Origin of the sequence: Stenotrophomonas sp. YAU14A_MKIMI4_1 (assembly GCF_003086855.1) — a bacterium.
Taxonomy (GTDB): Bacteria; Pseudomonadota; Gammaproteobacteria; order Xanthomonadales; family Xanthomonadaceae; genus Stenotrophomonas.
The window spans coordinates 4,181,209-4,194,563 of sequence record NZ_CP025998.1 but is presented as its reverse complement, the minus strand read 5'-3'; the positions used below and the strand labels follow the sequence as shown (position 1 = coordinate 4,194,563).

General features: G+C 64.6%; 13 protein-coding genes. 7 read left to right on the top strand and 6 right to left on the bottom strand.

The features are described 5' to 3' along the window. Nucleotides 1–45: 45 nt before the first annotated feature. Nucleotides 46–906 carry a helix-turn-helix transcriptional regulator gene (locus tag C1931_RS18895; protein WP_108757426.1) on the bottom strand — a complete coding sequence of 287 codons (861 nt, stop codon included), beginning with the start codon at nucleotides 904–906 and terminating at the stop codon, nucleotides 46–48. Nucleotides 907–986: 80 nt separating this feature from the next. Between C1931_RS18895 and C1931_RS18890 the strand changes: the two genes are divergently transcribed. Beyond that, nucleotides 987–3,182: a TonB-dependent receptor gene (locus C1931_RS18890; RefSeq protein ID WP_234412847.1), complete on the top strand. Its 2,196-nt coding sequence runs from the start codon at nucleotides 987–989 to the stop codon at nucleotides 3,180–3,182. Between the two features lie 70 nt (nucleotides 3,183–3,252). Here the strand turns inward: C1931_RS18890 and C1931_RS18885 are convergent, their stop codons facing one another. From C1931_RS18885 to msuE, 3 genes are read right to left on the bottom strand one after another with little or no spacing between them, the layout of a single operon-like run. Next, the gene (locus C1931_RS18885) at nucleotides 3,253–4,287 is read right to left on the bottom strand and encodes a methionine synthase (protein WP_108751186.1); all 1,035 of its coding nucleotides are present in this window, start codon (nucleotides 4,285–4,287) and stop codon (nucleotides 3,253–3,255) included. 49 nt (nucleotides 4,288–4,336) lie between these two features. After that, nucleotides 4,337–5,314 carry a DUF1852 domain-containing protein gene (locus tag C1931_RS18880; RefSeq protein WP_108754448.1) on the bottom strand — a complete coding sequence of 326 codons (978 nt, stop codon included), beginning with the start codon at nucleotides 5,312–5,314 and terminating at the stop codon, nucleotides 4,337–4,339. Between the two features lie 15 nt (nucleotides 5,315–5,329). After that, on the bottom strand, nucleotides 5,330–5,920 hold the full coding sequence (msuE, locus tag C1931_RS18875; protein ID WP_108757424.1) for an FMN reductase: 591 nt from the start codon (nucleotides 5,918–5,920) through the stop codon (nucleotides 5,330–5,332). 75 nt (nucleotides 5,921–5,995) lie between these two features. Between msuE and C1931_RS18870 the strand changes: the two genes are divergently transcribed. The 5 genes from C1931_RS18870 to C1931_RS18850 all read left to right on the top strand — a co-directional run bounded on the left by C1931_RS18870 (nucleotide 5,996) and on the right by C1931_RS18850 (nucleotide 9,738). After that, nucleotides 5,996–6,907 (top strand): LysR family transcriptional regulator, encoded by a 912-nt coding sequence (locus C1931_RS18870; protein ID WP_108757423.1) that lies wholly within the window; start codon nucleotides 5,996–5,998, stop codon nucleotides 6,905–6,907. Then, nucleotides 6,907–7,770 (top strand): methylenetetrahydrofolate reductase, encoded by an 864-nt coding sequence (locus C1931_RS18865; RefSeq protein ID WP_108757422.1) that lies wholly within the window; start codon nucleotides 6,907–6,909, stop codon nucleotides 7,768–7,770. Before C1931_RS18870 ends, C1931_RS18865 begins: the two co-directional genes overlap by 1 nt. A gap of 102 nt (nucleotides 7,771–7,872) precedes the next feature. Next, nucleotides 7,873–8,394, top strand: a complete 522-nt coding sequence (locus C1931_RS18860; RefSeq protein ID WP_108757421.1) for a DUF6622 family protein — start codon at nucleotides 7,873–7,875, stop codon at nucleotides 8,392–8,394. Nucleotides 8,395–8,430: 36 nt separating this feature from the next. Continuing rightward, nucleotides 8,431–8,880 carry an SMI1/KNR4 family protein gene (locus C1931_RS18855; RefSeq protein WP_108757420.1) on the top strand — a complete coding sequence of 150 codons (450 nt, stop codon included), beginning with the start codon at nucleotides 8,431–8,433 and terminating at the stop codon, nucleotides 8,878–8,880. A 69-nt stretch (nucleotides 8,881–8,949) separates the two neighbouring features. Beyond that, on the top strand, nucleotides 8,950–9,738 hold the full coding sequence (locus C1931_RS18850; RefSeq protein ID WP_108757419.1) for a hypothetical protein: 789 nt from the start codon (nucleotides 8,950–8,952) through the stop codon (nucleotides 9,736–9,738). Between the two features lie 36 nt (nucleotides 9,739–9,774). Here the strand turns inward: C1931_RS18850 and C1931_RS18845 are convergent, their stop codons facing one another. Both C1931_RS18845 and C1931_RS18840 read right to left on the bottom strand, forming a co-directional pair. Beyond that, nucleotides 9,775–10,281 (bottom strand): GNAT family N-acetyltransferase, encoded by a 507-nt coding sequence (locus tag C1931_RS18845; protein WP_108757418.1) that lies wholly within the window; start codon nucleotides 10,279–10,281, stop codon nucleotides 9,775–9,777. Continuing rightward, nucleotides 10,268–10,930: a TetR/AcrR family transcriptional regulator gene (locus C1931_RS18840; protein WP_108757417.1), complete on the bottom strand. Its 663-nt coding sequence runs from the start codon at nucleotides 10,928–10,930 to the stop codon at nucleotides 10,268–10,270. Before C1931_RS18840 ends, C1931_RS18845 begins: the two co-directional genes overlap by 14 nt. Nucleotides 10,931–11,084: 154 nt before the next feature. Here C1931_RS18840 and C1931_RS18835 point away from each other — a divergent pair, with 154 nt between their 5' ends. Next, entirely contained in the window at nucleotides 11,085–13,349 is a 2,265-nt protein-coding gene (locus C1931_RS18835) for a TonB-dependent receptor (RefSeq protein ID WP_234412846.1), read from the top strand. Nucleotides 13,350–13,355: the final 6 nt, after the last annotated feature.

Below are 13,355 nucleotides of genomic sequence, written 5' to 3'. Positions count from 1 at the left end.
AGTGCGTCATCAACTCCGATGCCCTGCGCAGAACGAACAACCCCATCACCCCACCGAAGCCGACGGCGCACACCCCATCACCCGCCGATACGCCGCCGAAAACTTGCTCGCATTCGCATACCCCACCGACTGCGCAACCCGCATCACACTCACCCCACGCTCCAGCTCTCCACGCGCCCAATGCATGCGCCGGTGCACCAGGAACTGGTACGGCGACATCCCCGCCGCCGCCTGCAGCCCACGGCTCAACCGCGTGTCATCCACTCCAAGCGCATCGGCCATCATCGGCACGGTCAGGCGCACGTCGCGCGCCGCATCGATGTACTCGGTCAGCCGCTTCATCTGCACTGCCGACAGCACCCGCGCCCCCGCAGGAAGCACGCCGGGCTGCTGCGCCATCTGCAACAGCCGATCCACCACCGCGTTGCCACACGCGTGCAGCAGTTCATCGGACAGCACGCCCGAACGCGATGCCGCCCATAGCGCATGCAGCAGCGCGCTCACCGTGGCGTCGCGGTGCAGCGTGCCGGTCAGTGGCGCCAGGGTCGTCAGGCTGACTGCCGGTGCGCCCAGTGCAGGCCAATCGATTGCCAGCCCCAGCACTTCCACCTCCGGGCTGCTGTAGGTACCGGTCTGCCCGGGCAGCACCACGTTGAACTGGCCGATGTGCCAATGCGCATCCAGCGCTACTCGCCGTGGGCAGATCTGCTGCAGCCGGCCGCCGCCCTTGATCACCAGCGCCAGCCGCAGCTGCGTGGGGTGGCCCATCGCGCCGGCGCTGGCGGGGAAGTGGTGGTGAATGAAGGCCAGGTTGCCTGCACCGTTCGACCCGAGCACCGGCGTGGTGGCCGCCAGTTGCTGGGCCACCGTCACCTTGCTGCCGGAAATGGAGCGGTGCGCAGGCATACGGAGTAGCGCTGTTATGGAATTGTTACATCATAACATTGATGGCCCCTGCGGCCGCTGAATCCGTTCAAGAGGTTCCCGTGCGTTCCCCCACCCCGTTGGCCGCTGCGATCACGGCCCTTCTGCTTGCCCCATCGTTGCCCGCGCTCGCCCAGGATGCCGTCAGCCCCACCACGCTGGACGGGGTGCGGGTCACCGGCTCCAAGCGCGATACCCCGTACCTGAAAAGCGATCTGTCGGTCACCGTGCTCAACCGCGAGGCACTGAAAGAGGCCGGCGTGGTCGAATTCCGCGATCTGGACAAGCTGGCCCCCAACGTGAAATTCAACGCGATGGGCCAGCTCAGTGACATGTACATCTCCATACGCGGCATCGAATCCAACCCGTTCCTGGTCAACCGCGCGTCGGTCTACATCGATGGCATTCCGTTCAAGGAACTGAGCAACGCGGTGCTGAACCAGGTGGAATCGGTGGAGGTGCTGCGCGGCCCACAGGGCACGCTGTACGGTGCCAACAGTGAATCGGGTCTGGTGCTGGTCAAGACCAAGGGCCCGACCGATGCCATGGAAGGCGAGGTGAACCTGCGCAGCACGTGGTTCAGCAACGGCAATGGCAACAGCCTGGACGGCTTCGTGTCCGGGCCGCTGGGCAAGCGCGGCAACCTCTCTGGTTCGGTCGCCTTCATGGCGTCAGACGAAGACAGCTTCCTGCGCAACCTCACGCCGTTCAATGGCACCGAAGGCAAGGTGCGCGAGCAGTACCTGCAGGGCAAGCTACGCTGGCAGCCCAGCGATTTCGTTACCATGAATGCCTTGGCCTACCACCTGCGCACGCGCGCGCCGGGCATGTTCGAGTACGAATACCTGCCGCTGGACGTGGGCCTGTACAACCGCACCTACGGCACGCGCCTCAACGGCGGGCGCCAGGCCGGTGACTTCACCTATATCAACGATGCACCCAAGCGCACCGAGAAAGATGAGACGGTGGCGGGCCTGAGTGCGCAGTGGCAGTTGGAAGCCGGTACGTTCGATGTGGCCGCGTCCTACCGCACGCACGAGGACGTTTCGGCGGGCTACGACTTCGACATGACCGAGAGTGCGGCACTGGCCGGGCGCACCTATGACAAGCAGGACGCCTGGAACGCGGAGGCGCGCTTCAGCTCGCCGGATGACCAGGCACTGACCTGGATGGCCGGTGTTTCCACCTACCGCACCGACAAGGATTCGATCCTGGGCACCTTCGTCGGGCCGATCACCCGTGGCTTGAACAGCTACAACCTGGCACCCCGGCAGACCGCCAAGGGCCAGGACTACAGCGTGTTCGCCACGGCCAGCTACACCTTCCCCGCCGTGCCGAAGCTGACCGCCAGCCTGGGCCTGCGCCACGAGCAGGCGCGCCGTTCCACCGAACAGCGTGCCGGTTCGCTGGACCTGGCCGAAGGTGGACTGGTGCTGTACCGCGACGCCGCACTGGAACACACCTTCCATGCCACCCTGCCGCGCGTGTCATTGCGCTACGACGCCACCGACAACCTCTCGTTCTACGCGGCCTCGGCCAAGGGCTATATCCCCGGCGGTTTCAATCTGGCTGCGGCGCAGAGCGATGTAGTGAATGACAAGGTGCTGCGCTACGAATCGGAAATGATGTGGAGCCACGAACTGGGCTTCAAGATGAACGTCGGCGGCGGCCGCGGCCATATCGGTGGTGCGCTGTTCCACATCACCTCGGACAACTGGCAGGAAATCCAGGTGGCCACCGATGCCAACGGGCGCCCGATCTCGTCGGATTACGTGGGCTCGGACGCATCGATCCGCTCGCGCGGTGCCGAACTGGAAGGCGCCTATGAGCTGGCGCCGGGCTTCACCCTGACCGCCAACGTGGGCTATGTGGATGCGAAGTACACCAAGCTCTGGGCCACGGTGGACGAAAACCTGGCCGGCAACCGGGTGAAGCTGACGCCGCATTACACCGGCTATCTGGCGGCACGCTACCAGCACCCGTCCGGTGTCTTCGGGCGGGTGGAATCGGCGTTCACCGGGTCCAGCGCGCTGGATGAGCGCAACCGTGCCTACCAGCCGGCCGTGGCCATCATCGGGCTGCAGGTGGGCTACGAACAGGGCCCGTGGACTGGCCGCTTGTTCGTGCAGAACCTGACCAACAAGCGGCGCGCGAACGGGTTGATCTTCGACAACCTGGCCTTCGGGCGCGACGGCAATTACTACGGGCCGATTGATAGCCCGCGCATTGTGGGTGCCGAAGTGAGCATGAGTTTCTAGGCCGCACGCGCAAACGGCGGTGCAGTAAAAAGCTGCACCGCCGCTGGCTATCGAAGGATGCGGGACACCCTCAGCGAATACCCGCAAGCTCCTCACGCACGATCTGCGCACCGGCACTCAGCGCCCGCAGCTTGCCGCGCGCCACCTCACGCGGCAGCGGGGCCATGCCGCAGTTGGTGCAGGGGTACAGCTTGTCGGCATCCACGAACTGCAGTGCCTTGCGCAGGGTGTTGGCCACTTCTTCCGGCGTTTCCACCGTGCTGGACGCCACGTCGATCGCGCCCACCATCACTTTCTTGCCGCGCACCAGTTCAATCAGGTCGATGGGCACATGCGAGTTGTGGCATTCCAGCGAGATCAGATCGATGCTGGATTTCTGCAGTTTGGGGAACGATTCTTCGTACTGCCGCCATTCCGAACCCAGCGTCTGCTTCCAATCGGTGTTGGCCTTGATGCCGTAGCCGTAGCAGATGTGCACGGCGGTCTGGCACTTCAGCCCTTCAATGGCGCGCTCCAACGTGGCCACGCCCCAGTCGTTCACTTCGTCGAAGAACACGTTGAAGGCCGGTTCGTCGAACTGGATGATGTCCACGCCGGCCGCTTCCAGTTCCTTCGCTTCCTCGTTGAGGATCTTCGCGAATTCCCAGGCCAGCTTCTCGCGGCTCTTGTAGTGCGCGTCGTACAGCGTGTCGATCATGGTCATCGGGCCGGGCAGGGCCCACTTGATCGGCTGTGCGGTCTGCCGGCGCAGGAACTTGGCGTCTTCCACGAACACCGCCTTCGGGCGGCTGACCGCTCCCACCACGGTGGGTACGCTGGCGTCGTAACGGTTGCGGATGCGCACGGTTTCGCGCTTGTCGAAATCCACGCCGTCCAGGTGTTCGATGAAGGTGGTGACGAAGTGCTGCCGGGTCTGCTCGCCGTCGCTCACGATATCGATGCCGGCGTGCTGCTGTTCCTGCAGGGACAGGCGCAGCGCGTCCTGCTTGCCCTCGGTCAGCGCGTCATCCTGCAGTTTCCAGGGCGACCAGAGCTTTTCAGGCTCGGCAAGCCACGACGGCTTGGGCAGGCTTCCGGCGGTAGAGGTCGGCAGTAGTTTCTTCATCGGTATGGGGGGTCTTGTGTCCTGGGGAGGGGAATCGAGTGAACAGCGGTCAGCGCGCAGCCCACTGCTCAAGCACGCTGCGGTAGGGCTTGATGAAGTGTTCTTCGGTGAAGCGGCCCTGCTTCACGGCCAGTTGGCTGCGCTCTTCGCGGTCATAGACGATGCGGGTGGACGAATAGTCCTGGTGCTTCAGGCTGGGCTGGTAGACCTTGCCGGCCACCGAATTGGCGTTGTAGATCTCCGGGCGGTAGATCTTCTGGAAGGCCTCCATCACGCTGATGGTGCCGATCAGTTCCAGGTTCGAGTAATCGCCCAGCAGGTCGCCCTGGAAATAGAACGCCAGCGGCGCAACGCTGCCCGGCGGCATGAAATAGCGCACCTGCAGGCCCATCTTGTCGAAGTACTGGTCGGTGGGCGAGAACTCACCCTGGCGGTATTCCACGCCCAGGATGGGGTGGTGGTTCTCGGTGCGGTGGTAGGTCTTGCTGCTGGAAACGCTGATGCAGATGACCGGCGCCTTGCTGAACTGCGCGCGGTAGGCGTCGGACTGCAGGAAGTGCTTGAACAGCTTGCCGTGCAGATCGCCGAAGTCTTCGGGAATGGCGAAGCTGTCCTTGCCCTCGTTGCTGGCCGGCAGCACCACGCTGAAATCGTAGTCACGCACATACGAGGAGAAATTGTTGCCGACGATGCCCTCGGTGCGCGCGCCGGTGTGCGTATCCACCAGGGTGGGGCGCAGCACTTCGATCAGCGGGAACGGGTCGCTGCCATCGCTGCCGTCGATGTGCATTTCCACCGAGATGATGTCCAGCTCCACCACGTAGCGATCGGCGTTGGGGTTGTCCCAGTGCGCAAGATCGTTGCAGCGGTTGTTGATCATGCTCAGCGTGTTGCGCAGGTTCTGCTGCCGCGCCGCGCCGCGTGCCAGGTTGGCGAAGTTGGTGGTGATGCGGGTGCCGTCGGCCGGCTGGTAATCCTCGTTGAACGGGATGCGCGTGATGCTGAAGGTAAAGGTGTCTGTGCTCATGGGCGGCATTCCGGTTCAGAGGGTTGCAAGGGTGGCGGCGGGCTGCGGCGCGGGGCGGTGGGACAGCGCCAGCAGCGGCAGGGCGCGCTGCACGGCCAGTTCTGCGCGCTGCAGCAGGGCCGGGTCGTGTACGCGGCCGTCGGCGAAGTCCTTGTCGGTGGCGTACACCCCCAGCGGCAGGGTGCGGGCCTGGAAGAAGCTGAAAAGCGGCCGCAACTGGTGGTCGATCATCAGCGCGTGGCGCTCGCTGCCGCCGGTGGCGGCCAGCAGGATGGGGGTGTCGACCAGCGCGTCCTGCTGGATGAAATCGAAGAAATGCTTGAACAGGCCGGTGTACGAGCCGCGGTAGACGGGCGTGGCGACCACCAGCACGTCGGCCTGTTCAACCGCAGCCAGTGCCTGTTCGGCGCTGTCGGGCAGTTGCGAACGCCACAGCGCGCCAGCCAGTTGCGGGGCCAGCTCCCCCAGTTCAATCAGCTGCGGCTGGCTGGGCAGGTGGTCGCCCAGCAGGTCCAGCAGGTGTTCGCACAGGGTGGCCGCCCGCGAGGGGCGCTGCAGGCCGCCGGACACGGCGACGATTCGGAGGGGGCGGTGGGGAGAAAGCATGACCCGATGCTAGTCAGGGCGTTCCATGACGTAAAATGGTTTTACTTCACACATCCATGAGCGGGGCTCATAGACATGCTGGAACGCATCCACCTCAGCATCGTCCAGCAGGTTGAACTGCAGGGCTCGCTCACCGCCGCCGCCGGGGTGCTGAACCTGACCCAGTCGGCGCTGAGCCACAGCATGAAGAAGCTGGAACAGCAGCTGGGCACCGATGTCTGGCTGCGCGAGGGCCGCAACCTGCGCCTGACCCAGGCCGGCCAGTACCTGTTGGCGGTGGCCAACCGCGTGCTGCCCCAGCTGGACCTGGCCGAAGAGCGGCTGGGCCAGTTCGCCCAGGGCGAGCGCGGCTCGCTGCGCATCGGCATGGAATGCCACCCCTGCTACCAGTGGCTGCTGAAGATCGTGTCGCCCTACCTGGCCGCCTGGCCCGACGTGGACGTGGACGTGAAGCAGAAATTCCAGTTCGGCGGCATCGGCGCGCTGTTCGGCTACGAGATCGACCTGCTGGTCACCCCCGACCCGCTGCTGAAACCGGGCCTGACCTTCGTGCCGGTGTTCGATTACGAGCAGGTGCTGGTCGTGGCCAGCAACCACCCGCTGGCCAAGGTGGACCATGTAAAGCCGCGCCAGCTGACCCAGGAAGTGCTGATCAGCTACCCGGTGCCGTTCGAGCGGTTGGATATCTACAACCAGTTCCTGCTGCCGGCCGGGGTGACCCCGCGCCGCCACAAGGCGATTGAAACCACCGACATCATGATGCAGATGGTGGCCAGCGGCCGTGGCGTGGCGGCCATGCCGCGCTGGCTGGTGGAAGAGTACGCCGCGCGCATGGACGTGGTGCCTGTGCGCCTGGGCGCGAAGGGCATTCCCAAGCAGATCTACCTGGGCGCGCGCGAATCGGATACCGCCATCGATTATCTGCGGGCCTTCGTGGACCTGGCTCGCGGCAGTTCGGCGGTCGCGCGCGCACACGGGGCCAGCTGATGTCCATGGAAACCGGGGCCAGGGCGCGGGCCTTCCTGGATGCGTGTTCGTGGGAAGTGAGCGCGAAGGCCGTGCAGGCCTTGCGCGCCGAGGCCGCACGCATCGCGCCGGGCACCACCATCTCCATTCCCTACTTGGCCAGCGAAGACGACCAGGCGCGGCTGGCCGCGGCACGCGCCATTCGTGAGCTGGGCTTCCAGCCGATGCCGCACCTGTCTGCACGGCGTATCGGCACCCAGGCCGCGCTTGAACACTTCATCCAGCGCGCAGTGGGCGAGGCCGGCGTGGAGCGCTGCCTGGTGATTGCCGGCGATCTGGCGGCGCCGGCCGGGCCCTTCGCCGACAGCACGGCCATCATCGAAACCGGTCTGCTGGAACGCGCCGGCATCAAGGTGGTGGCAGTGGGCGGGCACCCGGAAACCCACCCGGTCATGGCCGCCGCGCAGTGCTGGCAGGTGCTGCAGAACAAGTGCCAGCGCATTGAAGCGCACGGCATGGCGCCGTGGATCATTACCCAGTTCGCCTTCGACGCCGAAATAGTGCTGGCCTGGTTGAATGCACTGCGCACACGCGGCGTGGCGCACCCGGTGCTGGTGGGCATTCCCGGGCCGGCCAGCGTGACGCGGCTGGTGCGCTATGCGGCCATGTGCGGGGTTGGCGCGAGCACGGCCATGCTGGCCCGCTACGGCATTTCCCTGGGCCGCCTGCTGGGCTCGGCAGGGCCGGACCGGTTCGTGGACAAACTGCTGGCCGGAATGGGCGACGAGCTTGGCCCGGTCAGCCCGCACCTGTTTCCCTTCGGCGGCATCGCGCCGTCGCTGGACTGGGTGCAGCAGTACCGGCGCAACGCCCGGTCAGGGTAAGCGGCTGACACCTGTCACTTGTGGCGGTTTCGTGCAGGACCATAATCGAGGCGTCAGATAACCGCAGCACGCCCTCAACCTGCCGACAAGGAATGCCCCGCAATGATCATGCAGATCCTCTCGCACACCCCGCTCTGGGTCTGGGCCCTGCTGGCCTTCCTGGTGTACCGCGGCATCGCCGCCATGAAGCCGGGCGAGAGCTCGCTGGTACGGCTGGCGATCGTGCCGGCCTTGTTCCTTGTCTGGGGCGCATGGTCGATCAGCCATCGCTACGGTGGCTCGCTGCAGGCCTGGGGTGAATGGCTGGTCGGCATTGCTGCCGGCGCGGCCATCGGCTGGCTGCTGCTGCGCCGTGCGACGCTGGCGCTGAACCCGGCCACCGGCAAGCTGCGCCGCAGCCCGGACTACAGCCTGCTGCCGCTGCTGCTGGTCACCTTCCTGGTGAAGTATGGGTTTGAAGTGGCCTTCGCGGTGTCGCCGGCGCTGGCGGGAAATGACGGCTTCACTGCGGCGTACCTGCTGACCTCGGGTGGGTTTGCCGGCATTTTCCTGGGCAAGTTCTGCCGGTACGTGGTGGCAGTGCGGCGCGGTGCAGGTGGTGGCGCGCTGGGTGTGGCGGGTTGATTCGACGCTGGCCACGACTTCGCTCGCCCTCTACGCATGTTGAAACTCATCGACTCCTCGCCGCTGGTGGATGACGCGACCCTCGCGCGTTTCAATGCCTACTTCGGCAACAAGCTTCCCCCGGCCATGCTCGCCTTCTACCGCAGCGCCAACGGTGGCTACCTGCGGGGCGAAGACGAGGATACCGACCCTACCGGCGTGGCTTCCTTGATTGCCGTGGGTGACGGCCGCACCTGCATCGAAAACCTGCACCGGGATTACATCCAAGGGTTTCCGCATCTGGCCGAGTACGTGCCATTCGCCGAAGACAATTTCGGGAACTGCTACGTGCTGTCACTGCGTGATGAGGACTACGGACACATCTATCTTCACCTGCTGGAAGACGATGAGCTGATGCCGATTGAAGACTCCTTCGAGGAACTGATGGAGGGAATCGAGCAGCGGCAGCATAAGGCGCATGAATCGCGCGCAGGCGCCAGTGGGTAGTTGTAAGCCGTAGCCTGTTTCTACAGCGGTACACTCAAAGGACGAAGATTCAATCAGGAGCAACACTGCATGGATAACAGCAGGCCCTATGTTCGATTCGTCCTCGTGCTTTTCCTGGTGCTGCCCTTCCACGCGCTGGCCACCACGCAACGCGGCAGCTCGGCGCCCCCCAAGGCAGTAACAGCGTGTGCTGATTGGATGGCCACACGCAGCTCGGCAGACGGCGCGCAGGTGCGACGCATTGGCAGCAGCACGTTGTGCGCCGACATCCCCTCGCTGTCGGAAGCGGCCGTCGAGGATTTTGTGAGAGAACTTTCGTTTCTGTCTGGCGACACCCCGCCCGATATCGTGATCAGGTCAGCCGGGGGCAGGGTTGATCTGGGGCTGACGATGGGCGAGGAACTTCAGCGCCGGCGCGCTGCCGTGTACGCGTATGGGTTCTGCGGTTCGTCCTGCGCGAACTACGTATTCCTTCCCGCGGCGCGAAGGGTGATTCTCAACGACACACTGCTGGTGTTCCATGGTGGCTTGTACCGGTCAATGCTGACCCAGGCCGGCCTGACCGAAGAGGGAAAGGCCAAGATGGATGCCCAGCTTTCGCGTCAGCACGCGTTGCTGCAGAAGGCAGGCGTGGAGCCCGCCATCTTTGAGCGGATGGAAGCCCTGAACCACGATGGTCGCCAGCTATCCGAAAAATGTAGCGACGTAACGCCCATCCGTAGCATCGTCTTCTCGGCCAAGGAACTGGCGGCGTTCGGTGCAGGGGTTGATCAGGACCTTGGGCCGCAGACGACGGCCGAGGTCGAATTCCTTACGCGCAAGTATGGAATCGCCCAGGGTACCTGCTACTGGCACTGATGGGCTGCCGTTCGATGCGCGGCACGGTCGTCCCGGTCACCGCGCAGTGATCACGAACAGCCGAAAGTCTGCATGCTCAGGCCCCGAGGGAACCCGGTGTGTCATTCCCTTCTTCGCCAGATTACGGTCCCAATAGGCGAGCGCGGCCTTGTCTTTCCAGAACGTAGCCAGAAGCCAATCGCCGGTTTCCGGGCGCACCAGCGCCTTTACTACTGCGGTGGCTATGCCCTTGCCGCGATGCTTGGGCAGGATAAACAGATCGGCCAGTTCGGGCAGGCGCCGCCCTTCAATCTCCACATTATCGACCTGCACGAACCCGCACAGCACCCCGTCAAGCCAGAGAAGCCGTGTCCATTCCGGCTCATCCCGCAGGCGCAACTGCACGTCGAGCAAGGTGGAGTCATACAAACCGCTGGGAAGAATCTCTTCACCGCTCCACGCTGAAGATTCGAAGTAATACAGCTGCATCAATTGGAAAACCACCTCCGCATCCTGCACGGTGGCGGTGACAAGGCGCAGTCCATCCACATCAACTGCGCGCATCGGTACCCTCTCCCATTACCCGCGCAACGGCACGGCTCAACAGGGCATGCAGGGCGTCCGGCTGCAGATCGGGGTCGCGCACGGCGCGCATCGCCAGGCCTTCCACCAGCAGTCGCAACAGCAGCGTGCGCTGCTCGATTGCTTCTTCCTCAACCGCCACGCCGCGGGCGCGATCATGCTCGCGCAGCCAGGCATGGATGGCTGCAGTGGTCTGCTTGTCGTGCCGACGCAGCACCTCGGCCACTACCGGGTCGCGGTGCGCTTCGGCGTTGATTTCCGCATACAGCGCAACGCTGGCGATGGCATTGGCGTGGGTGTCCAGCACCTCGCCGCGTGCCCAGTGCTGGTAGCAGGCCAACAGGCCGTCGGCCAGGTCGGCCGAGGTGGGCATGTGCCGGATCGACACCTGGTCGTGGGCCAGCTGGCGCTCGATCAGGGCCAGGATCAGCGCACGCTTGTTGTCGAAATAGCGGTACATCAGCCCTTGGCTGATCTCCGCTGCGGCCGCGATTTCGCTGATCGAACCGGCGTGGAAACCGCGGGTGATGAAGCAGCGTTGCGCCGCATCCAGGATCTTCCGGCGCTGGGCGTCGGCATGGGCGGTGGCGGTGTCGTCGGCGCTGGCAAGCGGTGTGTCGGTCGGCGTCATTGCGTGATCTGAAAGCGTCCAATGGCCCGATCTTACGTTATCGAATGTGTGAATGAACGGTCATTCACCTGTCATTTCACGCACCCAGACTGCGGCCGCCTCCTCCCTTCCGCGACCGACATCGATGCGCTCCCCCACGTTGCCCCGTCAGCTGTTGACCCTCGCTATTGCCGCCACGCTCGCCGGCGTGGCCCACGCCGAAGACCTTCCCACTACCGATGCCAACGCGGCGGCCAGCGCCGGTGGCAACCACGATGTGGTGGCCCTGGACCAGGTGGTGGTGACCGCGCAGAAGCGCGCCACCAACCTGCAGGAAACGCCCATCTCGGTTTCCGTGGTCGATGCCGAGGCGCTGAAGGATCGCAGCGCGATCTCGCTGGGCAGCCTGTCCGATGGCTCCATTCCCTCGCTGCGGGTCACCCCGTTTGCCACGCGCAGTTCGGCGCTGAACATCGGCATCCGTGGCATCGGCGCCTCGGGTGATGCCAACCAGCCGGCGCGCGATGCCGGCGTGGGCATCTACGTGGACGGCGTGTTTATGGGCCGCGCGCAGGGCCTGGGCAGCATGCTGTACGACGTGGAGCGCATCGAAGTGCTGAAGGGCCCCCAGGGCACGCTGTTCGGGCGCAATACCGAAGGCGGTGCGGTCAGCATCGTGACCAAGGCGCCCACCGGCGAGTTCGGCGGCACCGTCAGTGCGGGCGTGTCCAACTTCAGCGGCTACAACAGCGCGCTGCACCTGGACCTGCCCAAGGTGGGCGACGTCAGCTTCAAGATCGACGCGGTGCAGGCCCGCCGTGGCGGCACCACCGATAACCCGATGCGCGGTGAGCGCGACTTCAACAGCTATGACAAGCGCGGTGCGCGCCTGAGTGCGCTGTGGCAGCCCAGCGATGATTTCTCCGCACTGTATGCCTTCGACCGTTCCTACGACGCCACCACGCCGTACCACACGCAGGTGCTGGTGCCGGGCGCGTACCTCAGCCCGCTGCAGATTGCCGGTGCCAGCCAGGACCGGCGTGACAGCGCGATCCTGGGCGGACCGCAGGAAGACAACGTGGGCCGCACCAGTGGCCACCTGCTCAACCTGTCGTGGACGCTGAGCGATGCGCTGGAACTGAAATCGATCAGTTCGTACCGCGAACTGACCCAGGGCCAGTTCGACATGGGCCTGGTCGATGCGATTTCCGCATACGGCGGTGCCGGCACGGCCTTCGGTCGCTACAGCCTGGCCCAGGTCTACCAGCACCAGTACAGCCAGGAATTCCAGCTGATCGGCAATACCTCACAGGTGCAGTTCCTGGGTGGCGCGTTCTATTACCACGAGACCGCCGGTGACAACGCGCAGACCCCGAACATGCTGGTCTGGGGCCCGGGTGGAAACAGCTACACAGTGAACCCGGCCACCAATCCGCTGGACCTTTCCAAGGTGCGCATCGACCGCGCCAGCAAGGCGTGGACCGACAGCCTGGGCGTGTTCGGCCAGGCCACCTGGACGCCGGCCGCGCTGGAGCGCCTGCACTTGACCGCCGGTGGCCGCTACACGCGCGACGACAAGAAGGGCAGCCTGTACATCGTCAATGGAGCGGCCACCCAGCTGGCATTCGACGATTCCTGGAGCCGTTTCGACCCGATGGTCAACATCGCCTATGACATCGGCGAGCAGGCCATGGTCTATGCCAAGTACAGCACCGGCTTCAAGGCAGGCGGCGCGAACTCGCGGTCCACCACCTACACCGCCTTCGCGCCGGAAGAAGTGACCGCCTACGAACTGGGTTTCAAATCGCAGTTCTGGGATAACCGCGCACGCCTGAACCTGGCGCTGTTCGATTCGAAGATCGCGCACAAGCAGATGGATTTCTCGCTGCCGTTCGATCCCAACAGCGGCGAAACCCGCACCACCATGGTGACCACCAACGCGCTGAGCGATGGCAAGTCACGCGGCGCCGAGCTGGAATTCAGCGTGATGCCGATCGAGAACCTGACCGTCGGCTTGAACTACGCCTACACGAAGATCGACGCGCAGACGGCGGTCGACCCGTTCGGCGCAGGCGTGGCAGTTACCGTGCAGCCGCTGCTGGCACCGGAGAATGCCGGCAGCCTGTCGCTGGATTATCTGGTGCCGTTCGCCAACTTCGCCGCGCTGAAGTTCCACCTGGACGGCAACTGGTCCGATGGCTTCTACACCAGCGAATACGACCAGATGCTGACCGACAGCTCGTTCGTGGTGAACGCACGCGTAGCGCTGGTGGATGTGCCGCTGAACGACACCGGCACCACCATGTCGTTCTCGCTGTGGGCTCGCAACCTGCTGGATGAAGAGCACCTGTTCTACAAGCTCAACAGCCCTGCGCTGGGCCAGACCGGCATCTTCAACGATCCGCGCACCTTCGGCCTGGACGTGGCCGTCAACTTCTGAATTCAC

Excerpts from the sequence above, each read along its gene's own strand:
- C1931_RS18895 (WP_108757426.1), bottom strand. The coding sequence starts at position 906 with ATGCCTGCGCACCGCTCCATTTCCGGCAGCAAGGTGACGGTGGCCCAG.
- C1931_RS18885 (WP_108751186.1), bottom strand. The coding sequence starts at position 4,287 with ATGAAGAAACTACTGCCGACCTCTACCGCCGGAAGCCTGCCCAAGCCG.
- C1931_RS18880 (WP_108754448.1), bottom strand. The coding sequence starts at position 5,314 with ATGAGCACAGACACCTTTACCTTCAGCATCACGCGCATCCCGTTCAAC.
- msuE (WP_108757424.1), bottom strand. The coding sequence starts at position 5,920 with ATGCTTTCTCCCCACCGCCCCCTCCGAATCGTCGCCGTGTCCGGCGGC.
- C1931_RS18870 (WP_108757423.1), top strand. The coding sequence starts at position 5,996 with ATGCTGGAACGCATCCACCTCAGCATCGTCCAGCAGGTTGAACTGCAG.
- C1931_RS18865 (WP_108757422.1), top strand. The coding sequence starts at position 6,907 with ATGTCCATGGAAACCGGGGCCAGGGCGCGGGCCTTCCTGGATGCGTGT.
- C1931_RS18860 (WP_108757421.1), top strand. The coding sequence starts at position 7,873 with ATGATCATGCAGATCCTCTCGCACACCCCGCTCTGGGTCTGGGCCCTG.
- C1931_RS18855 (WP_108757420.1), top strand. The coding sequence starts at position 8,431 with ATGTTGAAACTCATCGACTCCTCGCCGCTGGTGGATGACGCGACCCTC.
- C1931_RS18850 (WP_108757419.1), top strand. The coding sequence starts at position 8,950 with ATGGATAACAGCAGGCCCTATGTTCGATTCGTCCTCGTGCTTTTCCTG.
- C1931_RS18845 (WP_108757418.1), bottom strand. The coding sequence starts at position 10,281 with ATGCGCGCAGTTGATGTGGATGGACTGCGCCTTGTCACCGCCACCGTG.
- C1931_RS18840 (WP_108757417.1), bottom strand. The coding sequence starts at position 10,930 with ATGACGCCGACCGACACACCGCTTGCCAGCGCCGACGACACCGCCACC.